Below are 23230 nucleotides of genomic sequence, written 5' to 3'. Positions count from 1 at the left end.
CCCGGCCGGGTCATTTCCCCGGCTTCAGTGCGAGTCGTCCTGCTCCCTCACGGTCTGCGAGATCGGCCAGAAGTCCCTCGTCAGTCAGGTCGAGCGGATGGGAGTGTTCCCAGTCGTGATGGGACACCTTGTGCAGACGCTCCACCACATCGTCGTCGTGAATCTCGATCGCCAGCTCGCGGCGATCGTCAAAGCTGCCCGGAGCCAGGTTGATGGACCCGATCACCGCCCGGAGTCCGTCGGCAAGAAGCATCTTCCCGTGCAGCTTGAGGTGCTTGAGCTTGTGCACCCTGATCCCGACGTCGTCCAGGATGCGCAAGCCGCCCACGCCTTCGAGCAGCTTTTCCCTTTTCAGCGCATGGGGCGGCCGGGCCATGACGTGGACCTTCACGCCGCGGGTGGCCGCGCGCACCAGGCGCTCGATGATGATGGGATCCTGATAGCGCTCGTTTTGAATGAAGAGCCGGTGGTTCGCCCGGTCGATGAATTCGGCGATCCGGTCGCGGCCATTGATGGGGCACCAGATCAGGTGCGGATGGCTCCCCGGGGCAAAGGACTCGCGGTTCCAGTCAGCCTCGAAACACTCGAGCACCTCCCGGACCTCCTTCGGATGCTCTGTGGACACGGCGTAATCGCGGGTCTCCGTGAGGTTCTTGGTCGCCCAATTGAGGGACTTCACGAAGGCCACGGTGTCGTCCACAACCATGGATTTTTCGTGGGTCAATCCGAAATCCGGATTGCTGTCCTTCACCTCCACACCGGCGGCATGCAGCGCCTTGCGGCACTCCGCGTTGTCATCCTCGCCATCCCGGCGCGCCGGGTTGAGCATCACCCGCACGTTCACCCCGCGCCGCTTGGCCGCAATCACCGCCTTCAGCAGATCCGGATCTGAAAAGACGAACATTTTGACGCACAGCGTGCGGGAGGCATCGGCGATCGCCTCCAGGATTCCACCAGGCGAATCGTCGGGCAGGACCAGCAGCGAGCGGGCAGGCATCGCGGAGAGCTTGCGAATCCGGGGGGCCCGGTCAATGACCGTCCGCGGCCACGACGCCGCCCGCCTGGATCCGGTGCAGGTCGGCATAGACCCCATTGCGGGCCAGCAACTCCGGATGGGTCCCTGATTCCGCGACCACGCCCTCCTTCAACACCACGATGCGGTCCGCATCCCGGATGGTGCTGAGCCGGTGCGCGATCGTGATCACCGTTCGGCCCTCCATCAGCCGTTCCAGCGCCTCCATCACCAGTTGCTCCGACTCGGTGTCCAGGGCCGCGGTCGGCTCGTCCAGGATCAACAGGGGCGCATTGCGCACGAGCGCCCGGGCAATTCCGATCCGCTGACGCTGGCCGCCGGACAGCGTCAGCCCGCGTTCCCCGACCATTGTGTCGTACCCATGAGGGGCACGCGCGATGAACTCCTCGGCGTTGGCGAGCCGCGCCGCCTCCTCGATCTCGGGCTGCGTCGCCTCCGGGCGTCCGTAGGCGATGTTGTCCCGGATGGTGCCGCGAAACAGCACGGTATCCTGAAGGACAAACCCGATCTGCGCGCGAAGTCCGTCAATCCGAAACTCGCGGAGATCCACACCATCCAAGAGAATGCGGCCCCGGGTGGGGTCGTAGAACCGGGGAATCAGGCTGACGACGGTGGATTTCCCGCCTCCGGTCGGACCGCAGATGCCGATCCGCTGTCCCGGCTGGATGGCGAAGCTCACCCCTTTGAGGACCGCAGCCTCGTCGTTGTAAGCGAAATGGACGTCCTCGAATTCCACGAGGCCGCGCAGGGCTGCCGGATCCCGCGCGTCCGGCCGCTCGGGGACGATGTCGTCGGTGTCGAGGATGGCCCGGACCCGTTCCAGTCCGACGGAGGCGGCGGCGATGGTGTTGGTCATCTTGGCGAGGTCCTGCACCGGTTTGAAGAACTTGTTCAGATACGCCAGGAACACCGTCAGAGATCCGATGGTCATGGCGCCCGTCACGATGAGGTGGGCGCCGCGCCAGAGAACGATGGCCGTGCAGGCGGCAACTGTGAACGCGACGATCGGCGACAGGAGTGATTTGACCCGGCGGGCTTTCAGGGCGGCCTCGACCGTGGCCTGACTTGCGGAGGCCAGGCGCGACTCCTCCAGCGGCTGGCGCCCGAAGGCCTTCACGGAGCGCACGGATTCCAGCCCCTGCTGGACCACGGCCAGCATGTCACTCTGCCGGTGGCGGACCTCGTGGGTGGCCTTCTTCACCGCCTTCTTGAACCGGGCCACAAACAGGAGCAGGAACGGGGTGATGCCCAGCGCGATCAGGGTGAAATCCCAGTCGAGCCAGAACATCAATCCCAGCATCCCCACGATCGTCAGCAGGTCCACGAGGATTCCCAGGGTGGCCGACGAGGCGAAGTTTTGCAGGGTGAGCACGTCGTCGGTCAGGGTGCTCATCAGCACCCCGGTCTGGTGGTTGTCGAAAAACTTCAACGAAAGCCGGTGCAGATGGTGGTACACGCGGAGCCGCAGATCATTGGCGACCCACTGACCGACGCTCTCCGTATAGTAATTGTCCACATACCCGGCCACCCCGCCTACGACCGCGATCCCGAGCGTCAGCACCGCCGCGAAAGCGGCAATGCCCATCGGAGACTGCCCGATGGCAAAGGCCTCCAGCCAGTGGAGCCAGCCGGGCAGCGGATGCCCGCCCACAGCGTTGTCCAGAACCAGCTTCAACGGCCACGGCGCCGCCAACCCCATCACCGTCTCGATCAGCATCGCCCCCAGCACCACCGCCAGCGAGCCCCGGTAGGGGCGCAGAAGGCCGGTGACGAATGCCGCCATGGGCTTGCCGGCCGCCCCGGACACCCCGGGAGACCCGCCGGAATGCGGCCGGGGATTCGAGTCGGTTTGTGGCGCTTCCACGGCGTCATCGGGCCTTTCCGACACCGCCGCTGTCAAGACCGCCACCTTCCCGCCTCCGGGTCAGTTGTCTTCGGGAACGGGTGCCGGGTCGGGAGCCTGCAGGGGCTGCCGGAGCGCCTCCCACTCGCTGAAGTCCCCGGTGTCGTTCGCCGTGATCTCGCTGTGACCATCCGCAAACCCGTAGGTGCGGGCCCAACGGCCATCGAAGGTCTGCCATGCAGCGCGCTCCCGCATGACTATGGCCATGGCTGAATTCCCGACATCGCGGAGGGACCCGGAGAACGTGATCTCGAATTCCCCCGGGTTGAGCGACGCCAGGCCCTCTGCAAACTCCGGGGCCACGTCCCCCTGTCGCAACCCCGCGGCGGCGGCCTCGGGCGTCCCGGGGAACTGATCCCCGTTGGCGGCGGCAACCTGCAGGGCCCCCACCAGCAACAGCTTCATTTCCTGGAGCCGCCGGATCCCGAAGCGCTTGGTCTCCTCGCGGGCCGAATCTTCGGGAGGGGCCTCCGCCTCAGGGGGCGCCGCCACCACCGGCACCCGGGTGGCGGCGCGGGAAGCCCCGGCCAGTTGCTGGTGGAGCCGGGCCACTTCGCCACGCAAACGCAACAACTCGGCCGAGGGCTGCTGCAATCGAGATTGTTCCGCCGCGTGCTCGTCCGCCGCGCGACGCAGGGAATCACGCTCCCCGGCCACCGCCGCGAGTTGAGCCTCCAATTCCCGCTGCGCGTCCCGCAGACGCGAGGATGTCCGGTATTGAAGGACGGCGACGGCAACGACCCCGGCGAGGGCCACGACCAGCAGGGAAATTTTCAGGAATGAGGTGTTCATGGGGGGTGTCGATTGCAACCCGGGAGCGACAGGACGGCGGGTCGCTCAACGCAGGCCGGGATTCAGGTTCATGCCGATTCCAGGATCATGTTGGTGTAAATTCGGGCTTCACCGGTCCGGATCAACCCGACTGCCCGGGGCACCCGTTCCTTGAGGGCCGCGTGGGGGATCAAACCCAGGGGGACAAAACCCAGCGTTTCGCGGATCTCGCGAAGTGTGGCGGCATCGCCCCGGTCCACAAACTCGGAGGCCATCCAAGCGGCACCACATTTCCACTGGGACAGCAGGGCGTCGAGCACCTGCGGCACGGTAGGAACGCCCTGAACCAGCGAGAGGTCCACCTCGGGAAGTCCGGTCCACGATGGAAACATCGAATCCGCGATCACCACGGTGTTGGTATGACGCACCCGTGCCAGCAGCGCCAGCACGTGGGGATTGAGCAGGCCGGACCGGATCACACGGCGATCACAGGCGCGGAAACCTGGAAGGTCAAGCCGGCGCAGCGTGCGACACGGAAACCAAAGTGGCGGAAGGGGAGGGATTCGAACCCCCGGATGGGTTGCCCCATCTCCTGATTTCGAGTCAGGTGCCTTTAACCACTCAGCCACCCTTCCCGCCGGTCGGCACAATGAACCAATCGAAATGCCCGGAGGCAAGCCCCACGTTCCCGCCTTCAGTGGTTGAAAAGAAATTCCTTGGTGTTCAGGAGCGCCCAGAGGGTGTCCTCATACGCCTCGCGACGCGCCTGGAGCCGGGCGGCTTCCGCCTCCTCGGAGGTCGCGTCGGTCGCGGGCGGGGGCGTCCGTTTCGCGAGGTGGTCCAGGGCGATCTTCAATTCCTCCGAATGCGGATCCCGGGCGTAGGCCAGCCGGTACAGGGCCTGCACCGAGCCGGGGTCGCCGGCGGGATCCTGCCGCGCGAGCATCGCCGCCCGCCCGCCAACGCCGGCCAAACGCTCCTGAAGGTCCTTCGCGTTGATCAAATGCAAGCTCTGGCTCAGGGAGGCCTCCATGCTCCGCTCGCATTCGCAGGCGCTCGCGCTGTCCGGACGCCCAAACACGGTCAGGAAATAACTGCCGGCGTTGAAACTGTTGTCCGGCAGGCAGACGGCCCGCGTGCCCGGCGGCAGTCCCTCAAATCGCGCCTCCGCACCCACCAGGCGGTTCAGGGAGTCGTAGAGCACCTCGGCAGGGAGACGGCGCGGATAGAACCGGGAAAAGAAATGCCGGTCGCGTATGTTGTGGGCGTTGGGCACGGCGCTGAGCTGGTAGGCCGCGGACCGGGTCAGTGTGCGCACCAGATCCTTCAGATCGTAGCCGCCCGCGACAAAATGGGCGGCCAGCGCATCCAACAGCTCCGGATGGGTCGCCGGATTCGTGTCGCGGAGGTCGTCCTCGGGGTCCACCAGGCCACGCCCAAAGAAATGCTTCCAATACCGGTTCACCAGAGCTCTTGCAAAAAAGCGGTTGGTGGGGCCGGTCATCCAGTCCGCCAGAAGGTGGCGCGGATCCTCATCCGGCGAGAGGCCGGCAATGGACTCCCCCAGACCCGTGGGTGAGACCGGCTGGCCGCTCTTCGTGTTGGTGGTTTTCGGTTCGCCGCGGCGATGAACCAGGGTCTCCTCGCCGGGTCGCATCCCCGGGCGATAAGCCACCCGTGAGAAGAAGGCCCCGAAGCTCCAGTAGTCCGCCTGGCTCCAGCGCTCATACGGATGGTGGTGACACTGCGCGCATTGCAGGCGCTGACCCAGAAACAACTGGGCGGCGTCCTCCAACTGACCCTGCGGGGTCCGCACCTGGCGAAACCAGGCGACCGGGGGGTTCTGGTTCATGTCGCCCGACGCGGACACGATCTCGCGCACGAACCGGTCGTAGGGTTTGTTGTGCAGCAGAGAGTCCCGGATCCAGCCGTGAAAGGCCAGCGTCCCGCGCGCCTGCCGGGGATCCGCCCGCCGGTTGCGCAGAAGCGCGGACCATTTGTTGGCGAAGTAATCGGCGTAGTCCCCGCCCGCCAGCAGGCGCTCAATGACCGCTTCGCGGGCCGCCGCAGTCGCTTCCGTGGGCCCGGGGGCCGGCCGATCGGATGCGGGGGAGAGCATCGCCCCGCGTCGCCGGCGGGAATCCTCCAGGAACGCCTCCAGCTCCGACTCGGTGGGCAGGCGCCCGGCGATGTCGAGCGTCACACGCCGGAGGAAGGTGGCGTCGTCAGCCGCATCGCTGGCCGGTAAACCGACTTTTCGAAGCTCCGCAAACACCAGGTCGTCCACAAAGGTGCGCGCCGGCGGCAGCGTCGCCACCGGCACCCCCAGGGGCACCGTGGCGCGGAACACGGCCACCTTGCCCTGGTAGCGGACCATCACCGCCACCACGCCAGGCTGATTGAAGACCTTCACGCGGCCCAACGCGTCGGTGGCCGCCATGTCCTTGTCGTTCGCCTCGTAAAGCGCACTGCGGGTCACATCCGCCGTCGAGCCATCCGCGTAATGCGCCGTCACCACCAACTGCTGCTGCCCGTCCAGCGGCAGGATCCGCTCGGCGGGATACACCTCGAGTCGCGCGACGGACGGTGCGTCAACGGCGCCGGGCGGCATGCCTTGCCCGATCCAACGGACCAGCAGGCGGTAATCGTCGGAGCCCGGTTCGAGTCGGCGGCCGCCGCCATGCGGCAGTTGGGCCGTGCCCTTGGTGAGCAGCAGGCTCCGCTCCGGCGCCGCGGGGAACAGCCGGCGTCCACGCGCCTCGCGGACCAGGTGGTCATAGTCCTCCTCTGGCTCAAAGCCGAGGAGCGAAAGGCGGAACCCGTTCTGGCCCGCCGCCTTTCCGTGGCAGCCGCCACCATTGCAGCCGTACTTGGTGAAGATCGGGACGATCTGGTTTGCGAAATGAATCGTTGGCGAACGATTCGCAGCCGCCACCACAACCGGAATCCGGGCCTCCATGCCGTCCGGCATTCGGGCCACGATCGCGGCCGCCCCGTCGGCGACCGGCGTGACACGCCCCGAACCATCCACCCGGGCCACCCCGGATGGTTCCACCGACCACGCCACTGCACGGGTCACATCAAGGTCCCCTGTCCCGGTGGCCACAACCTGCTGATGGGCGTCGGCCGAGTCGAGCACCACCTCGGTGGCACCCGGACGAAACTCAATCCGCAAGGCCTCCGCACCCAAAAGCGAGCCGGTCAAAATCCAGCTCATCAAGCCACCGGCAACGCGGCTCCACCCGCGAAACCCGGCAAGCCCCGAAGCCGGGCACCAGGACAGGAGTTTGTGTAGATTCCGTCGCAGCACCTGCCGGAGAGTTCTCCCAGGAAGCTTCATTTCACCGTTCCCTCCGGTGGGGGGGCACCGGGTCCGACAACAGAGGTGGGGCAAGGTCTTCCTGAGCCGTCCGCGCAGGGAGTCCCCACAGGACCGAACCGCAGTCCCGCGTACGGCTCGGCGGGAGCCTCACCCCACCGGGGCCCACAACGGTGGTGGGGCGAAGGTCCTCCTGAGCCGTCCGCGCAGGGAGTCCCCACAGGACCGAATCGCAGTCCCGCGAACGGCTCGGCGGGAGCCCCACCGGGGCCGAAAACGACTCGACCATCGTGGCGTCGTGGATGTTCATCCCTCCTACCCGATCAACTCCCGGATGGGTTGGGAACCGTCCGGGACCAGGAATTGCGGCCGCCCCGTCAGGTCATTGACCGTCACCTGGTTCACGTCAAGCCCGAGGGCGCGGTACAGGGTGGCATGGACCTCCCCGAAGGTGACCGGACGCGAGGCCGCCTCGCCGCCGAGACGGTCGGTGGACCCGATGACCTGGCCGTGTTTCATGCCCCCGCCGGCCAGCAGCGCAAAGTTCACCCGCGGCCAGTGGTCGCGTCCGCCGTCCTTGTTGATGGTCGGGGTTCGCCCGAATTCACCCCAGACCACCACACTGACGTCCCGCTCCAGTCCGCGATCGCGCAAGTCCTGGAGCAACGCACTCAAACCCTGATCGAAGAGCGGGAGGTCCTGGCGCAACGCCCCAAAGTTGTCGCCGTGGTGATCCCACCGGCTGAAGGCCAGCGTCACGCACCGCGCGCCGGCCTCCACCAGACGGCGCGCCACCAGGAAATGTTCCATGAGCTTCGGCCCGCCGTCATCGCGGTTCTTCGGATCCCCCTGGCCATATCGCTCGAGGATCGTGGGATCCTCCCTCTGGTAGTCCAACGCCTCCACCAGCCGGCTGGAAGTCAGGATGCCAAAGGCCTGCTGATTGTAGGCGTCCAGTCCGGCCATCTGCCCACTCGCATCCACCTCGCGACGGAAGGTGTCGAGCGACGCCAGCAGACCCCGCCGGTCAGCCAGGCGGTCGAGGGTGATCCCGTTGAGGATCATGTCGTCCTTGCCGCCGCCCTTGTGGATCTCGAAGGGCGCATAGGCCGCCCCCAGGAAGCCGGCGACGCCGTTGTCGGACCAGGGCACATGGCCCATCTTCGGTGCCAGTCCAACAAACGCCGGCAACGCGGGATCGCCGGAGCCCTGGAGCTTGCCCAGCAGCGACCCCATGGACGGCCACCCCCCCGGGGGCTGCGCGCGGTTCAGCCGGCCGGTGTAGCATTGGAACGACTCATGCCGGTCCTCCATGCCCACCAGGGAGCGGATGATCGTGTACTGGTCGGCCTGCCGGGCGATGCGGGGCAGATGCTCACAAATCTGGATGCCCGGGACATTGGTCGCGATGGGCTTGAACTCCCCGCGGACTTCGGCCGGAGCGTCCATCTTCAGGTCGAACATGTCCTGATGCGACGGCCCGCCCGGCAGGAAAATCATGATGACCGCCTTGTGCTGGCTGCCGGCGCTGCGGATGCCGGCTGACGACTCGGCGCGCAGCAGGTCCGGCAGTGCCAGCCCTCCCATCCCAAGCGCACCGATGCGCAGGAAGTTGCGGCGGGAGACGCCGTCGCAATACGCGCGGCCGGCACAGCGGGGACCCAGGATGGTCAGCATGGGAGCATGCGGTTCAGTTCACGGGACTTTTCAACGGAGGGTCTACGCTCCGGCCGGTGGAGAGGCAAGCGTCGGTTCAGCACGGCGGCTTCGGTCAAGGCCGATGGTGGGGAGGGTCCTTTCGCGCCCCGAGTGGTCTTGACAGGGCCTGCCGAATTTTCCGCTGGCCACGGAAGTCCTGCTGCCTACTGTTTCCAAACCTCATACACTGGTACTTGCCATGAAACGCAGAATCCTTTCCACGACCCGCAGGGGGTTCACCCTGATCGAGCTCCTGGTGGTGATCGCCATCATTGCCATCCTGGCGGGCATGCTCCTTCCTGCTTTGTCGCGTGCGAAAAGCAAAGCCCATTCCATCAATTGCGTGAACAACCTGCGTCAGCTCGCCCTGTGCTGGACGATGTACTTCAACGACAATGACGATCGTTTGATCCCGAACTGGCTGGGCACCACCAACGCGTGGATCGGCGGCAATGTCGCCGCACTGCCCGGTGCGACCAACGAACTGGACATCCGGAATGGCCGGTTGTTCGTGTACAACAATTCGGTGGCCATCTACCGGGACCCGGCGGCAGTCGAGCTTCCGGACAGTCTGAAGGCCCAGAGGGCCCGGATTCCCAAAGGGTTGGTGCGCACCTATTCCATGAGCGGGCGGATGGGCGGGAGCGATGGCCGGGACGGAGGCGCCGACACCAGCTGGGTGTTGGGTCCCCGATACCCGCAGTACCGACGGTCCTCGGACATCAAGAACCCCTCCCCGGCCCAGTCCCTTGTGTTCGTGGACGAAAGCAAGGAGACGGTGGATGACGGCTATTATGCCACACAGGCCCCCCCGAGCCGCACCTGGCAGAATTCGCCCACCGCGCGCCACGGGCGGTCGGCGGCGTTTTCCTTCGCGGATGGGCATGCCGAGGTGTTCCGCTGGACGGTCCTCAGCGTGGACCAGCGGCTCGATACCCCGGCGGCCTCCAGTCGGGGCGGCAACAGCATCAACGACCTGAAAAAGATGCAGCGCACCGTCGTGCCGCCCGAGGACGTGCCATAATCCGCTGTCCGCGCCATTCGAAGTTCTGGAAGCCGGCGCAACGCGATCCATGCGCCGGAAGGGCGCTGCGATTCCCCAGATTTCCAGGACGCAGCGGCTTCGTCACCCTGTGGGACCGGCCGGGAGGGTGATCGGGCGACGGTCCTTGATCCGGGGCCGCGTGACCTTCTCCCCGCCGGACCGCGCGAATCGCTTTGACGCCGGGCCATGCCTCCCTAGCCTCGCGTCGCTGTCACCATGCGTTTCGGAATCAACACCTTCCTGTTCGTCTCTCCGTTCACGACGGAAAGCGTCAAGCTCTTCCCCCAGTTCAAGCGCTGGGGGTTCGACTCCATCGAGATCCCGGTCGAGGATCCGTCACACATTGACCCGGCCCGGGTGCAGGCGGCAGCCGACCGGGCGGGCCTCGTCATCGGCAGCATCTGCGCCTGCATGGGACCCGGACGCGATTTCCGCGGCACCGCAGAGGAGCAGAAGACCGCGATGACTTATTGCAAGGCGCTCGTGGATCAGGCCGGGGTGCTCGGTGGCGCGAAGATCATCGGCCCGGTGTACTCCGTGGTCGGCAAGGCCGACGCGGTGGACCCCGCCCAGCAAAAAGTCGAGTTCCAGCTTGTGGTCAAAAACCTGAAGGAGCTCGCCAGGTACGCCGAGGCACGGGGCATCACCATCTGCGTCGAGCCGCTGAACCGGTTCGAGACGGATTTCCTCAACACTTGCGACCAGGGACTCAAGCTGCTGAGGGCGGTCGGATCCGGGGCACTCCGGCTGCACCTCGACACCTTCCACATGAACATCGAGGAGAAAAACCAGGCGGCGGCCATCAAGAAGGCGGGCAGGCTCCTCGGCCATTTTCATGCGTGCGGCACCGACCGTGGGACACCCGGTGGCGACTCGCTGAACTGGAAGGAGATTGTGGCGGCGTTGAAGTCGGTGAAATACGACGGGGACATCGTCATCGAGTCGTTCACCACCGACGTGAAGGTGATCGCCCGGGCCGCCGCCATCTGGCGCCGCATTGAGCCCACCCGAAACGAAATCGCCGTCAAGGGCCTGCAAAACCTCAAGCGCCTCTTCGGCCGCCGCAAATAACCCGCCACCTTCCCCATCATGTCTGTCCCGCACTCCCCCAGCCGCCGTCCCGCACTCCGGGCGCTCGCACTCGCCGGCCTCGCCCTCGGCCTGACGGCCCAGGCCGCTCCGCCGAGGGCCGTGGCCCCGCCCGGCGTCAAGCCGGAGTCGCTCTTCAACGGCAAAACGCTCGCCGGCTGGGCGGGACTGCCCGCCCACTGGACGGTCCGCGATGGTGCCATCACCGGCTTCACCTCCCCCGCGAACCCGATCCGCCAGAACACCTTCCTCGTCTGGACCAACGGAACGGTTCGCGATTTCGAGCTGCACCTGAAATACCGGATTGTCGGCGGCAACTCGGGGGTGCAATACCGCAGCGAATTGATGGATCCCGCCGCGTTCGTCGTGGGCGGCTACCAGGCCGACATTGACTCCAGTCCGCGATACACCGGGATCCTCTATGAGGAACGGGGCCGCGGCATTCTCTGTGAGCGGGGGCAGCGCACGCTGGTGAAGGATGTTGACGGCAGGCCGGAAGTGAAGGTGATCGGAACTGTGGGCACCCCGGAAGCCCTCCAGAAACGGATCCATGCCTCCGACTGGAACGAGTACACCATCGTCGCCCGGGGAAATCAGGTGCTCCACTTCATCAACGGACACCTCATGGCGGATTGCGTGGACCTCGGGAGCAAGGCCCCTCGCGAGGGAATCCTGGCGCTGCAGATCCACACCGGCCCTCCTATGCAAGTGCAGTTCAAGGACATTGAACTGTTCCGCCTTCCCGATGCCCCGCCGGAAACGGGTCTGCCCGCAAAGGTGGGGATCGGCAAAGACACCAATGCGCCGGCCGCGGACGCCCCATCGCCTGCCCGGCGCTGATCCGGAACGCTGCGGCGTTTGCACGCCACGGTCCCGACAGCGCCCCGAGGTCTCCCATGAAACCCACACTGCTCTGCCTGATCCTCGCCGTTGGCCTCGTGTCGGGCTGCACCACACCCCCCACCGGTGCTGGCAAAGGTCGCTATGCCGCCGTGGAGGTGGACGGCTTCTCCCGCGACGCGGTCCGCCTGGCCATCGCCCAGGTTTTTGAACGTGAGGGGTACAAGCTGGTGAACGAAAAGAACAACGCGCTCACCTACGAAAAGGCCGCAAGCACGGGCCAGAACGTCCTCTGGGGCAATCTCGAGCGGGGGGTCTGGGAACGCGTCATCATCTCCATAACCCGCCTGCGCGAGGGGGACTTCTTCCTCGTGTCCCTGGACGCCTATCGGATCAACAACCACGGCGACGCCGTCCTTGAAGACGCCAAAAAGATGGGCTTCGCGATGCAGAGCAAGTATCAGGACCTGCTGGAACAAGTACGTAAATTGCTCGCACCGCTCCCCATGGCCGCCGCACCTCATGTCCCGGTTACACGTCCCGTCCCCCACGTCATCAGATCCCCTTCATGAACCACCCGACGCCCGCCCGGGCCCTCCGGATCCTCGCCCTCGCGGCATGGACCGCCACGGCCGCCCTCGCCAGCACCGCCACCGAGCCAGAGCCCCGGCCCGACGAATGGTGGCAGCAGCGCCAGACGGCCATGAACACGCGGGTCTCCGTGGCCGGTGACCAGGCCCAGGTGCTGTTCATTGGCGACTCCATCACCCAGGGGTGGGAAGGTGCCGGCAAGGAGGTCTGGTCCGAGTTCTATGCCCCCCGCCACGCCATCAATCTCGGCATCGGTGGGGACCGCACCCAGCATGTCCTCTGGCGTCTCGACAACGGAAACCTCGCCGGAGTGCACCCCAAGGCGGCAGTGATCATGATCGGCACCAACAACTCCAATGGCGAGGACAACACCGTCGCCGAAATCGCCGAGGGCATAACGGCCATTGTCCAGAAGCTCCGCGCGACCCTGCCGGACACCCGCATCCTGGTCCTCGGTATTTTTCCGCGTGGCGAGACCCCGAATCCGCAACGCGGCAAGTTGTGCCAGGTCAACCAGCTCCTCCAACAGCTTGACGACGGCCAGCACGTCCGGTTTGTGGACATCGGCCACCGATTCCTCCGCGCCGACGGCAGCCTGCCGAAGGAGATCATGCCGGATTTCCTCCACCTTTCCCCCGCTGGCTACCGGATCTGGGCCGAGGCCCTCGAACCCCATCTCGCCGAAATCACCGGTCCCCGCCCGCCCTCGACAGCCGGCGCCGATGTGCTGACCGGCAACTGGACCTGGACCATCAACGGCCCGGATGGCCAGCCGGTGTCGGCCCCGCTGATCCTCAATCAGGAGGGCGCCACGGTCAGCGGCCGCTTCGCGGGCGGACCCGACCGCTGGCTGGCGATCGAAGAGGGACGGGTGGAAGGGCGGAAGTTCAAGTGGACCGTGAAGCGGATGCGCTCGAACGGGGAAACCATGACCTATCGCATGACCGAGGAGGTCGTCGAGGGGTCCATCCGCGGAACGGCAAAGGCGGACCTCGACGGCACCGAGATCGTCAGCGACTGGACCGCCGTCCGGGACTAGGCACCGGGACGCTTGCACTTGATGCGGCCCGTGCCGCCGGGATCGCATGGACGACTGGTACCGCATCACCGGTGAGTCGGAGGTGGCCTCCCCGGCGCTCCTGATCCACCCCGACCGCATCGCGGAGAATCTCCGGCGTTTGCTGGCCACGGTCGGAGGCGATCCGGCGCGGCTGCGTCCTCACGTCAAAACCCACAAGCTGGCGCCGGTCATCGCGCTGCATCTCGACGTCGGGATCAACCGATTCAAGGCATCCACCATCGCCGAGTGCGAGATGGTCGCGGCAGCCGGCGGCACGGATGTGTTGCTGGCCCATCCCATGGTCGGCCCCACGGTCAACCGGTTCGTGGAACTGCAACGCGCCTACCCCCGGGTCCGGTTTCGCGGCATGGTGGACCACCCCGACACCTTGGAAGCAATCCGGACCGCCGCCGGCCGCTTGGGAGGCCCGATCCGCCTCCTGGTGGACCTGGATGTCGGCATGCACCGGACCGGCATCGCCCCCGGAGAGGCTGCGTTCGATCTGGCGTGCCGGATACACCAGGACGCTGCACTCGAATTCGATGGGCTGCACGTTTACGATGGGCATCTGGCCATACCCGAGGTCCAAAAGCGCCGGGCCGCCTGGAACGAGGCCGGCGGCCCCGTCTGGACGCTGCGGGACCGATTGGAATCCGCTGGTGTCCACGTGCCGCGAATCGTCGGTGGCGGCACCCCCACCCTGCCCTTCTTTGCCGAAAGACCGGATGTGGAGTGCAGCGCCGGGACGGTGGTGCTCTGGGATTTCGGCCAGCCCCTGCAGGATCCGGATCTCGATTTCCTGAACGCCGCGGTACTGCTCACGCGGGTGATCAGCCGGCCGGGTCCGCGGCGCCTGTGCCTGGATTTGGGCCACAAGGCGGTGGCGTCGGAGATGGCACCCCCACGCGTCCGTCTGTTCGGTCTCGAGGAGGCCACCCTGGTGGGCCACAGCGAGGAACACCTGGTGCTGGAAACCCCGGAGCCCAGCGCGTTGGCCTCCGGCACGGTCGTGTACGGAATTCCGCGCCACGTGTGCCCGACGGTCGCGCTGTATTCCGAGGTGCTGGCGGTCCGGGACCATCAGGTGACGGACCGATGGCCGGTGACCGCCCGGACACGACGAATCACAATTTGACGTCCCACGGCCCATCCAATGAAGCCGCGCCTCCTCTTTGACGCCCACCTCGACCTCTCGTACAACGCGGTGGATTTCAACCGGGACCTCCGCTGGCCACTGGAACGTATCCGCCGCCACGAACTCGGACGGACCGATCACGTATGCCGCTCGCGCGGGACGGTCTGCTTTCCGGAAATGCGCCGTGGCCGGATCGGCCTTTGTGTGGCCACCCAGCTGGCGCGCCATGTGGATCCGTTTTCCCGGATGCCGGGCTGCAACAGCCCGGAACAGGCCTGGGCCTGGACCCAGGGCCAGCATGCGTGGCATGTCGAGATGGAGCACGCCGGCGAACTGCGCCAGCTCCGCACCGGCGCCGAAGTGGCCGCCCACGCGGCGGTGTGGCTGAAAGCGGACGACGCCGAGGCCGCCCGCCTGCCGATTGGATACGTGCTCAGCCTCGAGGGTGCCGACTCGCTGGTGTCGCGACGCCACCTGGACACCGCCTACGGCTACGGTCTGCGAATCGTCGGCCTCACCCATTACGGCCCCGGCGTCCACGGTCAGGGGACCGATGCGACGGGTCCGCTGACGCCGCGCGGCCGGGATCTGCTGCGGGAATTGCGCAGCCTGGGGATCATCCTCGACGCCACGCATCTCAGCGATGCGTCGTTTCGCGATGCGCTCGACCACTGGGATGGCCCGGTATGGGCGAGCCATTCCAATTGCCGGGCGCTCGCCGCCTGGAACCGCCAGTTCGACGACGCCCAGATCCGCGAGCTGGCCCGGCGCGGTGCGGTGATCGGCATGGCCTTCGACGCGATCATGATGGTCCACGGCTGGGCCCATCACCGATCGCGTCCGGAGGACTTCCAGTTGCGGCTCGAAAAAATTGTCGAACACATGGACCACATCTGCCAGCTCACTGGCACGTCCGGCCACCTGGCCATCGGCTCGGACCTGGACGGCGGCTTCGGCACCGAGCAGACGCCAATGGACCTCGACACCATTGCAGACCTCGCCCGCCTGGGAGACCTCCTGGCGGGACGGGGATACTCCGGGGACGACATTGAGGGCATTCTCTGGGGCAACGCGGTCTCCTTCCTGGAGCGCCACCTGCCCTCCTGAGCCACGCGGCGCCTGGAGATGCCGTAAAAATTACCAATCGCAAATTGACACCAAACCGCGGCTTTGATTAGCTTCGCCCCTCTTTTTGTCAGGAGCTCAAGTTATGTACGCAGTTCTGGAAACCGGTGGAAAGCAGTACCGCGTCGCCGCGGGCGACACGTTGAAAATTGAACGGCTCGCGGTGGACGCGGGTCAGACCTTCACCTTCGATCGTGTGCTGCTGGTCAACAACGAGGGGCAGGTCGCCGTCGGCTCACCCACCGTTCCCGGCGCCACGGTCGCCGCCGATGTGGTTGAACACATCCGCGGCGAAAAAAAGGTCATCTTCAAGATGAAGCGCCGCAAGGGATACCACAAGAAGCAGGGGCACCGTCAGGAGCTCACCGTGGTCCGGATCACCGGCATCACCGCTTAAAGTACAGAAAGATTCAACATGGCTCACAAGAAAGGTCAGGGAAGTTCCCGCAACGGGCGCGATAGCAACGCGCAACGACTGGGCGTGAAGGCTTTCGGTTCCGAAAAGGTCACCGCAGGGTCCATCATCGTTCGTCAGCGCGGCACCCGGTTTCACGCCGGGAAGAACGTGGGTACCGGGCGCGACTGGACCCTCTTCGCACTGGTGGACGGCCGGGTGCAGTTCGAAAAGTCGGCGCGACGGGTTCATGTCGTCCCCGAGCCCAATCCGGCCGCCAATTGACGCTGACGCCCAGCCGGCCGGGTTCCTGGCGAGGCGAAAGCCTCGCCTTTTTCATTGGGACCCGGCCCATCCGACATGTTTGTTGACGAGGTCAAGGTGTTTGCACGCGCAGGCCACGGCGGCAAAGGTGCGGTCGCCTTTCACCGGGAGGCCTACATCCCCAAAGGTGGCCCGAGCGGCGGCAACGGCGGCCGCGGCGGCAGTGTCATCCTTGAGGCCAGCCATGACCTCAACAACCTGATCCACCAGTTCTACCAGCCACGGCTGATTGCGGAGAACGGGCACCACGGCATGGGGAAGGGCATGGATGGACTGGCCGGTCGTGACCTGGTGATCCAGGTGCCCTGCGGAACCGTCGTCTGGCGGCTGCCACCAATGCACCCGCCGGCGTCCCCGCCCGCCGCGGATGCGGCACCCGACGCCGGAGACCGGGAACCCGGGGCCGAAGCCGCATGGCGGCTCGCGTCTGCGGGGCGTCCGGTGATCCGCAGCGGCGCACGGGCCCTGGAGATCCGCCTCGACCGTGACGCCACCCCGCCGGAAGCACCGCCCCGGGTGGTCCGGGAACGCGGCGACCTCGTGTGCGACCTTACCCGCCATGGGGAGCGCTTCGTCCTCTGCATCGGCGGCCGGGGCGGACTCGGCAACCGCAATTTCGCCACATCGGTCCGCCAGGCACCGCGCTTCGCCCAGCCCGGAGAGCCCGGAAGCGAAGGGGACTTCCTGTTCGAACTCCGCCTTGTCGCCGATGTCGGGATCGTGGGATATCCCAACGCCGGCAAGTCCACCCTGCTCACGGCGATCTCGAAGGCGCGTCCGAAGATCGCCGCCTACCCGTTCACAACACTCACGCCCAAGGTGGGCATCGTCGAGTATCCCGACCACCGACGCCTCACCCTCTGCGACGTCCCCGGCCTCATCGCGGGCGCCCACGCCAACGTGGGCCTGGGCCACAAGTTCCTCCGCCATGTCGCCCGCTGCAAGGCGCTGATCCTCCTCCTCGACATGGCCGGTAGCGAAGGCCGCGCCCCTTGGGACGACTACCGATCGCTCCTCGAGGAACTCGAGCTCTACGACCCCGCCCTGCTCGAGAAGCCCCGGCTGGTTGTGGCCAACAAAATGGATGAATCGAATGCCGAGGCGAACCTCAGGGCATTCAAGCGCAAGATCCGCAAGATGCCTGTCCTCCCGATCTCAGCGGCTTTTGACGAAGGCATCCCGGCCTTGCTGAAGGCCATCCGGGAACTCACCGACGAGACGGCATGAGGCGATCCCGTCCGGCCCATTCCCGCAAGGGGGTCAGGGCGTTGCCGAAAGGGATTCCAGGTAGTCCAACAGTGAGGCGAACTGGCGCACGGTCAGGTCCGCAGCCAACCCCTCCGGCATGAGCGAACGTTCCTGACGTTCCCGCCGCTCAATGGCATCCACGGGAATGCGGACCTCCTCCGCAGCAACGGTGCGGATCGTCACCGCATCCGCCGCCTCCTGAACCACAAACCCGTCCACTTCGGTGCCATCCTTGAGCACGAAGTAATTTGCGATGAACCCCTGGGCCAGCGTCTTGTCCGGGACGAGGATTGCCTCCGCGAGTTCACGACGGCGATAGGTCCGCGCGATGGTGCCGAGATACGGCCCCTTTGGAGGTTCATCCTCACGCACGGTGTGGCATCCACTGCAGCCGGACTGCAGGAAAATCTGCTCCCCGCGGGAGACATCCCCGCGAAGGGTCCCCACCGCGTCAAGCACCGCGCTGACGTCGAGTTCACCGACCTTCGGCCCGGAGGCCTCGGCCTGGAATGCCGCCGGATCAATCTTCAGTCGTTTCACCGTCTCCGCGGCGGCCGCGGCCACCTCGGGATCCGCATCCTCCAACGCCGCCACAAACCACGCGGCACGTCCCGAGTCCCGAACCTGTGCCGCCGCGCGCAGGATCTGGAGACGCCTTGCCTGGGTGGTCCAGCCGACCTCAAGCGAGCGACCGGCCGCCTCCCGTGCCGCGGAGGGTGTCGCGGCACGGGACGCCAGCTTCATCAGAAGTCCCTCCGCGATCTGCGACGGCTCCCCGTCCACCCGGGCGGCAACCTCCTGCAACACCGCCACCACCGGCTCCACGGCCGGTGCGGCGGCAACGGCATTGCGCGCGCGTTCCGCCAGATGGTTTTCAGTGCGGGTCCGCTGCACCTGAGGAAGGGCCGTCAGGATCGCACGCCATGCCACAGGATCCCCGGTTCGCGCAAGGGCGATGACCGCTGCAGCCCGGGCGGCGTCCGCGGCCGACGCATCGCCGGCGACCCGCACGAGCAGCGGCACCGCCTCGGCCGGGGTGTCCTCGGCATCGGCCAGCTGGGAGGCGATCGCCGGGAGCAGGGAATCCTCATCGGCCGCCCGCGCCATCAGCGTCGCCAGCACCTCGCCCGCCGGGAGGCGGTGCCGCGCCATCTCACGCCCAATCCAGGCCGCCTCCCTCGAATGGGCAGCGGCCAGTGCCTGCGCCAGGGTCGCGGCAATCATGGGAGTGCCCGCCCAGGGCTGGGGCTGGTAGTACGGCCCCCGGGTGTCCGGACGCGTCCCCCACGAGTCCCCCGCCCACGCGGCCTCGCGGAACTGCAGCCGGCACAATGCGGTGATAAGCCCTTCCCGACGACCCGGCTCCGTCTCGTCCGCCAGCCGTTCCACCAGGGCCTCCACCGTCTCAAGGTCCGACAGGCGGCGGACGACGCGAAGCGCCCCGGACCGGAGCAACGGCGGGGCATTTCGATCATCCACCACCTGCAGACACGCCCTGAGCGCCCTGAGGCGGACCAGCGCCTCAACCGCCGTATGCGAGACCACCGGGTCGGAATCCGCCACCAGTGGCACGACAACCGCAGCATCGGACTCCTGTCCGACCCGTGCGAGCGCCAGCGCCGCCTCGCGGCGGGTCCTTGCGTCCGGCGAAGCGGCCATGGATCGGATGGCGGCCCGCGTTTCCGGTGTGGCGCGGACGGGGGAATCCCCAAGGGCACGCAGCACCCATGGCGCCAGCTGGCGGTCGCGAAGCCAGCCTGAGATCAGGGCCGGACTGTCGGCTGGAAATCCGAGTGCAATGGTGAACAGGGCCACCACCCGGGAGGGCAACGGCGCCGCCTCGTTCAATGCCAGCGCCGAGAGCATCCCCAACACTCCCGGAGCCGGGTCCGCATGCAACCGGCGCAACAGCGCCCGCTGGGCCGCCAGTCGCCGGCGATGTCCCGGCGATTCCAGCAGTTGCAAAAGCTCAAGGTCGCCGAGGCGCCCGAAATCCGGGACCGGCGGCGGCGTGTAGCCCCTGGGCGTTGCCCGGACAAGGAACCCCACCTCGGGGCCCACCCAGGTGAAGGAGGCACCCTTCCAACTGGCCGCGTAGATCGCCGAGTTCGCGTCCACATCCAGATCCGTGACGCGCGGCAGTCTGGCAAACGACTCCTGCGTGGCGGCGAAGGTCGCGCCCCGCTCCGTCAGTCCATGGTGGTAGATCCACCCGGTGCCCCAGTCCGCGGTGAACGGCGCATTGTTCCAGCGCGCCGGTATCCCCGGTTCATCCACCCACGCCGCCCCGCACCCCGATCCCCCTCCGTAATCCGCCAGGGGCTCGATGATCTCGTCGGCGAAGTTCTTGAACCACCGCGGATACCCATGCTGGGTCAGCCCGCTGAAGTGATGCAACCGAACATCCCATCCCCCGCCGTCATTGGTGTTGTCCCGGGCGAATCCATCGAGGAGCGGGCTGACCGCGACTTCCAAAATGTTGCGCGTGCCATCCGCAAACAGCTCGAGCCCGGAGCCGTCCGGTCGCACCCGCACGACGCCGCCGCCCCGCAGTTGCAGCTTCCGCCCATCCGCCCCCACCGCCTCCAGAAATCCAAAATCACCGATTGCCGCATACAGCCAGCCATCCACACCCAGCTCCAGCCCGTTGGAGGAATGATCGGCCGGCCGGTCCTTGAAGGTGAACGCAATGCCTGACACCAGGGTCTGCCGATCCTCCGCCACGCCGTCGCCGTCCCGGTCAAAAAAGACGCTGATGTCCGGCGGATGCAGCAGGTACAGCCGGTCCTGGTCCCAGACGAGGCCGCGCGGGGAGTCCACGTCCGGCACAAACGCCCGCACCTCGTCCGCCTGTCCATCCCCGTCGGCATCCCGCACCCGCAGCACCCGCCCCAAGTGGGGCTTCCGGTCGAGGGAACCGTTGCCGTCGCTTGAGACGTACAGGGTGCCGTCCGGGGCCGCAGCGACAAACACCGGATAATTGACGGCCGGTGGTGTTGCAAAGATCCGCACGTCGAATTCCGGGGGAAATTCCACCTCCTCGAGCAGGGCTGCAGCCCTTGCCGCAGACGCCACCGCCGGCAGTGCTGCGAGTTCGGCCGGGGTGGGCTGGCGGTCGGTCGCGGTGAAGGACGCCGACCGGGCGACCACGGCGAGCACGGCCAAACCGGCGGCGGCAATTGCACGGCCAGTCCTGCGGGCGGGGGAAAGCATCTGAGCGGAACTCATGGAGAACGGCGGGCGTACGCGAGTTGTCGCAGCCCGGGGAGACGGATTCAAACCGTTTGCTTCAGGTATCCGGTCCGGGCTATTGGACGCCTCACGAATTGCCCGCCCATGACCGACTGGCCGCCACCCCCGCTGCAGCGGGTCCTCGCCGGGACCCCCGAATTTGCGGAGGCCTGCCTGGTGGGCGGATGCGTCCGCGACCGCCTGCTCGGCATTCCCAGCAAGGACTTCGACATTGAGGTGTTCGGGCTCGATTACGGACGGCTGGTCAGCGCGCTGCGTCGCTGGGGACGCGTGGATGTCGTCGGACGGTCCTTTGGCGTGGCCAAGCTCACGGTGGCGCCGGGCGAAACCTACGATTTCACCCTTCCCCGTCGCGACTCCAAGGTGGCTCAGGGGCACCGGGGCTTCGACGTGGCATTCGACCCCGGATTGCAGCCCCGTGACGCCGCCGCCCGAAGGGACTTCACGATCAATGCCATGATGTGGCACGTCCGCCGGGGGGAACTGCTCGATTTCTTCGGCGGCGAGGCGGACCTCCGGGCTCGCGTGCTGCGCCATACCAGCCCCGCCTTCGACGAGGATCCGCTGCGGGTCGTCCGCGGCCTGCAGTTCGCCGGACGCTTCCGCCTCACCGGCGCCCCTGAAACCCTCGCGCTCTGCCGCGGCATCGCGCACCGGCACGGCGAACTGGCGGTCGAGCGCATCCGCGAGGAATGGTTCAAGTGGAGCGAACGCTCCGCCCTGCCCTCGGCAGGCCTGCGCTGGCTTCGGGATTCGGGCTGGCTCGTGCACTATTCCGAACTCGAGGCCCTGATCGGCGTGCCCCAGGACCCCGAGTGGCATCCCGAGGGGGATGTGTGGACCCATACCCTCCACTGCCTTGATGCACTCGCGACCCTCCCCGGATGGCGGAATGGCGATGCCACCCGGCGCCGGATCCTCGTGTTCGCCGTGCTTTGCCACGACTTCGCCAAACCAGGCTGCACTCGGGAGGAATCCCGGGAGGGTCGCATGCGCATCGTCTCGCCGGGGCATGAACCGGCGGGCGGCCCCCTGGCCCGGGCATTCCTGGCACGCCTTCAGGCACCAGAGGGGTTGGTGAACCAGGTTCTTCCGCTCGTCGTGAATCACCTCGCGCACCTGCAGGAACCCTCGGAACGCGGAGTCCGGCGACTCGCCGCACGCCTGGCACCTGCAACCCTTGAGGACCTGATGACCGTCATCACCGCGGACGCCTTCGGACGCCCACCGCGACCGCGCGAGGAACCCTCGGGCCTCGCGCATCTCCGAGCCCGAGCGAACCAACTCAAGGTGGCGACCATGGCCCCGCGGCCCCTGTTGTTGGGCCGCCACCTGCTGGAACACCACCTGCGCCCGGGTCCGGAATTCAGCCGGATCCTCAACGCCGCCTTCGCGGCCCAGTTGGACGGCGAATTTGGCGACCTCGACGGCGCGAAGCGCTGGCTGACCGGGTGGCTTTCCGGAAGCCGATAAAACGTTCCCGCCCCACCGGCCTGGATCACCGCAGGTCAAACAACAACGCCTCAACCGGTGCGGACGCCGTCAGCTGCAACGTTCCCGCACGTTCCGTGCTGGCGCCGTCGCCCGCGTGCAACGCCGCCCCGTTTACCGTCAGGGCGCCGGAAGCCATCTGGATCCACACGCCCCTCCCCGGCGCGATTTCGTGGGTGGTGGACTGGCCTGGCTGGAGCCGGATCCGGTACACCAGGGCATCCTGCCGAATGGTCGCCGATCCCTCGCGTCCGTCGGGAGCGATGACGAGAATTTTCGGGACCGCCGCCTCGTCCGGTTTCGGATGCCATTCCGTGTAGCCGGGCTCGAGCCCTTGCGTCGCAGGACGGATCCAGATCTGCAGAAAATGCAGGGGATCCTCCGGGGACGGATTGTACTCGCTGTGGGTGACCCCCCGCCCGGCGCTCATGAGCTGGATCTGTCCCGGACGCAGCCGGCGTCCATTGCCGAGGCTGTCGCGATGCTCAAGGGTCCCGTCGAGCACATAGCTGAAAATCTCCATGTCGCGGTGCGGATGCGTCCCAAACCCACCGCCCGGCGCCACGCGATCCTCGTTGATGACGCGCAGTGTGCGGAACCCCATGTGTGCGGGGTCATGATAATCGGCAAACGAGAACGTATGGCGGGATTGCAGCCAGCCATGATCCGCAATGCCGCGTTCGTCAGCCCGCCGAATCGTGATTCCATTCACGGTCGCTTCCATTGCTGCCGAATATGGCGCGTCCGGCCCCGCGTGGCCAATGCTTGGTTCACCACCGCTGCGACCGCCCAGTTGAGGGCATCCGTGGACCCGTGGCGGCCGAGCCCCCAACGGGGCCGTCCGGCGGGTGGTGATGCGGCATGGGTGGCAACGGACAGCGTCCCGAATCGTCGCAATTTTAATTGCACTTG

Annotated in this window: 19 protein-coding genes and 1 tRNA gene; 11 read left to right on the top strand and 9 right to left on the bottom strand. The window is 66.8% G+C overall.

Translation table 11 applies throughout. The features are described from left to right. Positions 1-10: 10 nt before the first annotated feature. From KF791_00360 to KF791_00330, 7 genes are all read right to left on the bottom strand, one after another. The gene (locus KF791_00360) at positions 11-997 is read right to left on the bottom strand and encodes a phospholipase (GenBank protein MBX3731023.1); all 987 of its coding nucleotides are present in this window, start codon (positions 995-997) and stop codon (positions 11-13) included. Positions 998-1028: 31 nt separating this feature from the next. After that, entirely contained in the window at positions 1029-2816 is a 1788-nt protein-coding gene (locus tag KF791_00355) for an ABC transporter ATP-binding protein (GenBank protein ID MBX3731022.1), read from the bottom strand. Between the two features lie 141 nt (positions 2817-2957). Next, positions 2958-3728: a hypothetical protein gene (locus tag KF791_00350; protein MBX3731021.1), complete on the bottom strand. Its 771-nt coding sequence runs from the start codon at positions 3726-3728 to the stop codon at positions 2958-2960. Between the two features lie 68 nt (positions 3729-3796). Beyond that, a complete protein-coding gene (locus KF791_00345) occupies positions 3797-4186 on the bottom strand; it encodes an RbsD/FucU family protein (protein MBX3731020.1) in 390 nt (129 codons plus the stop codon). Between the two features lie 66 nt (positions 4187-4252). Next, positions 4253-4342, bottom strand: a tRNA-Ser gene (locus tag KF791_00340). Between the two features lie 59 nt (positions 4343-4401). Further along, the gene (locus KF791_00335) at positions 4402-6924 is read right to left on the bottom strand and encodes a DUF1553 domain-containing protein (GenBank protein MBX3731019.1); all 2523 of its coding nucleotides are present in this window, start codon (positions 6922-6924) and stop codon (positions 4402-4404) included. A gap of 417 nt (positions 6925-7341) precedes the next feature. Next, positions 7342-8703 (bottom strand): DUF1501 domain-containing protein, encoded by a 1362-nt coding sequence (locus KF791_00330; GenBank protein ID MBX3731018.1) that lies wholly within the window; start codon positions 8701-8703, stop codon positions 7342-7344. A 220-nt stretch (positions 8704-8923) separates the two neighbouring features. On the opposite strand from KF791_00330, the gene KF791_00325 reads away from it, so the two are divergent. The 10 genes from KF791_00325 (at position 8924) to obgE (ending at position 17554) form a co-directional block, all read left to right on the top strand. After that, complete coding sequence (locus KF791_00325; GenBank protein ID MBX3731017.1) at positions 8924-9748, top strand: type II secretion system protein; 825 nt, start codon at positions 8924-8926, stop codon at positions 9746-9748. A 237-nt stretch (positions 9749-9985) separates the two neighbouring features. Then, positions 9986-10840: a sugar phosphate isomerase/epimerase gene (locus KF791_00320; protein ID MBX3731016.1), complete on the top strand. Its 855-nt coding sequence runs from the start codon at positions 9986-9988 to the stop codon at positions 10838-10840. 18 nt (positions 10841-10858) lie between these two features. Then, a complete protein-coding gene (locus KF791_00315) occupies positions 10859-11698 on the top strand; it encodes a DUF1080 domain-containing protein (protein MBX3731015.1) in 840 nt (279 codons plus the stop codon). A gap of 56 nt (positions 11699-11754) precedes the next feature. Continuing rightward, a complete protein-coding gene (locus tag KF791_00310) occupies positions 11755-12270 on the top strand; it encodes a hypothetical protein (protein MBX3731014.1) in 516 nt (171 codons plus the stop codon). Then, entirely contained in the window at positions 12267-13328 is a 1062-nt protein-coding gene (locus KF791_00305; GenBank protein MBX3731013.1) for a hypothetical protein, read from the top strand. The genes KF791_00310 and KF791_00305 overlap by 4 nt, the downstream gene beginning before the upstream one ends. A gap of 46 nt (positions 13329-13374) precedes the next feature. After that, positions 13375-14484, top strand: a complete 1110-nt coding sequence (locus KF791_00300; GenBank protein ID MBX3731012.1) for a D-TA family PLP-dependent enzyme — start codon at positions 13375-13377, stop codon at positions 14482-14484. A gap of 18 nt (positions 14485-14502) precedes the next feature. After that, positions 14503-15591, top strand: coding sequence for a membrane dipeptidase (locus tag KF791_00295; GenBank protein ID MBX3731011.1), 1089 nt, complete (start codon positions 14503-14505; stop codon positions 15589-15591). Positions 15592-15694: 103 nt separating this feature from the next. Further along, positions 15695-16006, top strand: a complete 312-nt coding sequence (gene rplU / locus KF791_00290) for a 50S ribosomal protein L21 (GenBank protein MBX3731010.1) — start codon at positions 15695-15697, stop codon at positions 16004-16006. A gap of 18 nt (positions 16007-16024) precedes the next feature. Next, the gene (gene rpmA, locus KF791_00285; protein MBX3731009.1) at positions 16025-16288 is read left to right on the top strand and encodes a 50S ribosomal protein L27; all 264 of its coding nucleotides are present in this window, start codon (positions 16025-16027) and stop codon (positions 16286-16288) included. A 75-nt stretch (positions 16289-16363) separates the two neighbouring features. Further along, the gene (gene obgE, locus KF791_00280) at positions 16364-17554 is read left to right on the top strand and encodes a GTPase ObgE (GenBank protein ID MBX3731008.1); all 1191 of its coding nucleotides are present in this window, start codon (positions 16364-16366) and stop codon (positions 17552-17554) included. Positions 17555-17587: 33 nt separating this feature from the next. On the opposite strand, the gene KF791_00275 is transcribed toward obgE, so the two are convergent. Continuing rightward, the gene (locus KF791_00275; GenBank protein MBX3731007.1) at positions 17588-20803 is read right to left on the bottom strand and encodes a HEAT repeat domain-containing protein; all 3216 of its coding nucleotides are present in this window, start codon (positions 20801-20803) and stop codon (positions 17588-17590) included. A 108-nt stretch (positions 20804-20911) separates the two neighbouring features. On the opposite strand from KF791_00275, the gene KF791_00270 reads away from it, so the two are divergent. Next, positions 20912-22300, top strand: coding sequence for a polynucleotide adenylyltransferase (locus KF791_00270; GenBank protein ID MBX3731006.1), 1389 nt, complete (start codon positions 20912-20914; stop codon positions 22298-22300). 25 nt (positions 22301-22325) lie between these two features. Here KF791_00270 and KF791_00265 read toward each other — a convergent pair whose 3' ends face one another. Further along, a complete protein-coding gene (locus KF791_00265; GenBank protein MBX3731005.1) occupies positions 22326-23042 on the bottom strand; it encodes a pirin family protein in 717 nt (238 codons plus the stop codon). Between the last annotated feature and the right edge of the window lie 188 nt (positions 23043-23230).

The organism is Verrucomicrobiia bacterium, assembly GCA_019634635.1.
GTDB lineage: Bacteria > Verrucomicrobiota > Verrucomicrobiia > Limisphaerales > UBA9464 > UBA9464.
Note: the sequence above shows the minus strand (reverse complement) of the source record. Positions and strands in the feature narration are given on the sequence as shown.

What these genes read in the sequence shown, in the direction of transcription:
- KF791_00350 (MBX3731021.1), bottom strand. Translation starts at nt 3,728, where the DNA reads ATGAACACCTCATTCCTGAAAATTTCCCTGCTGGTCGTGGCCCTCGCC.
- KF791_00355 (MBX3731022.1), bottom strand. Translation starts at nt 2,816, where the DNA reads ATGGCGGCATTCGTCACCGGCCTTCTGCGCCCCTACCGGGGCTCGCTG.
- KF791_00330 (MBX3731018.1), bottom strand. Translation starts at nt 8,703, where the DNA reads ATGCTGACCATCCTGGGTCCCCGCTGTGCCGGCCGCGCGTATTGCGAC.
- KF791_00275 (MBX3731007.1), bottom strand. Translation starts at nt 20,803, where the DNA reads ATGAGTTCCGCTCAGATGCTTTCCCCCGCCCGCAGGACTGGCCGTGCA.
- rpmA (MBX3731009.1), top strand. Translation starts at nt 16,025, where the DNA reads ATGGCTCACAAGAAAGGTCAGGGAAGTTCCCGCAACGGGCGCGATAGC.
- KF791_00295 (MBX3731011.1), top strand. Translation starts at nt 14,503, where the DNA reads ATGAAGCCGCGCCTCCTCTTTGACGCCCACCTCGACCTCTCGTACAAC.
- KF791_00320 (MBX3731016.1), top strand. Translation starts at nt 9,986, where the DNA reads ATGCGTTTCGGAATCAACACCTTCCTGTTCGTCTCTCCGTTCACGACG.
- KF791_00310 (MBX3731014.1), top strand. Translation starts at nt 11,755, where the DNA reads ATGAAACCCACACTGCTCTGCCTGATCCTCGCCGTTGGCCTCGTGTCG.
- KF791_00305 (MBX3731013.1), top strand. Translation starts at nt 12,267, where the DNA reads ATGAACCACCCGACGCCCGCCCGGGCCCTCCGGATCCTCGCCCTCGCG.
- KF791_00300 (MBX3731012.1), top strand. Translation starts at nt 13,375, where the DNA reads ATGGACGACTGGTACCGCATCACCGGTGAGTCGGAGGTGGCCTCCCCG.
- obgE (MBX3731008.1), top strand. Translation starts at nt 16,364, where the DNA reads ATGTTTGTTGACGAGGTCAAGGTGTTTGCACGCGCAGGCCACGGCGGC.
- KF791_00360 (MBX3731023.1), bottom strand. Translation starts at nt 997, where the DNA reads ATGCCTGCCCGCTCGCTGCTGGTCCTGCCCGACGATTCGCCTGGTGGA.
- rplU (MBX3731010.1), top strand. Translation starts at nt 15,695, where the DNA reads ATGTACGCAGTTCTGGAAACCGGTGGAAAGCAGTACCGCGTCGCCGCG.
- KF791_00315 (MBX3731015.1), top strand. Translation starts at nt 10,859, where the DNA reads ATGTCTGTCCCGCACTCCCCCAGCCGCCGTCCCGCACTCCGGGCGCTC.
- KF791_00335 (MBX3731019.1), bottom strand. Translation starts at nt 6,924, where the DNA reads ATGAGCTGGATTTTGACCGGCTCGCTTTTGGGTGCGGAGGCCTTGCGG.
- KF791_00265 (MBX3731005.1), bottom strand. Translation starts at nt 23,042, where the DNA reads ATGGAAGCGACCGTGAATGGAATCACGATTCGGCGGGCTGACGAACGC.
- KF791_00270 (MBX3731006.1), top strand. Translation starts at nt 20,912, where the DNA reads ATGACCGACTGGCCGCCACCCCCGCTGCAGCGGGTCCTCGCCGGGACC.
- KF791_00325 (MBX3731017.1), top strand. Translation starts at nt 8,924, where the DNA reads ATGAAACGCAGAATCCTTTCCACGACCCGCAGGGGGTTCACCCTGATC.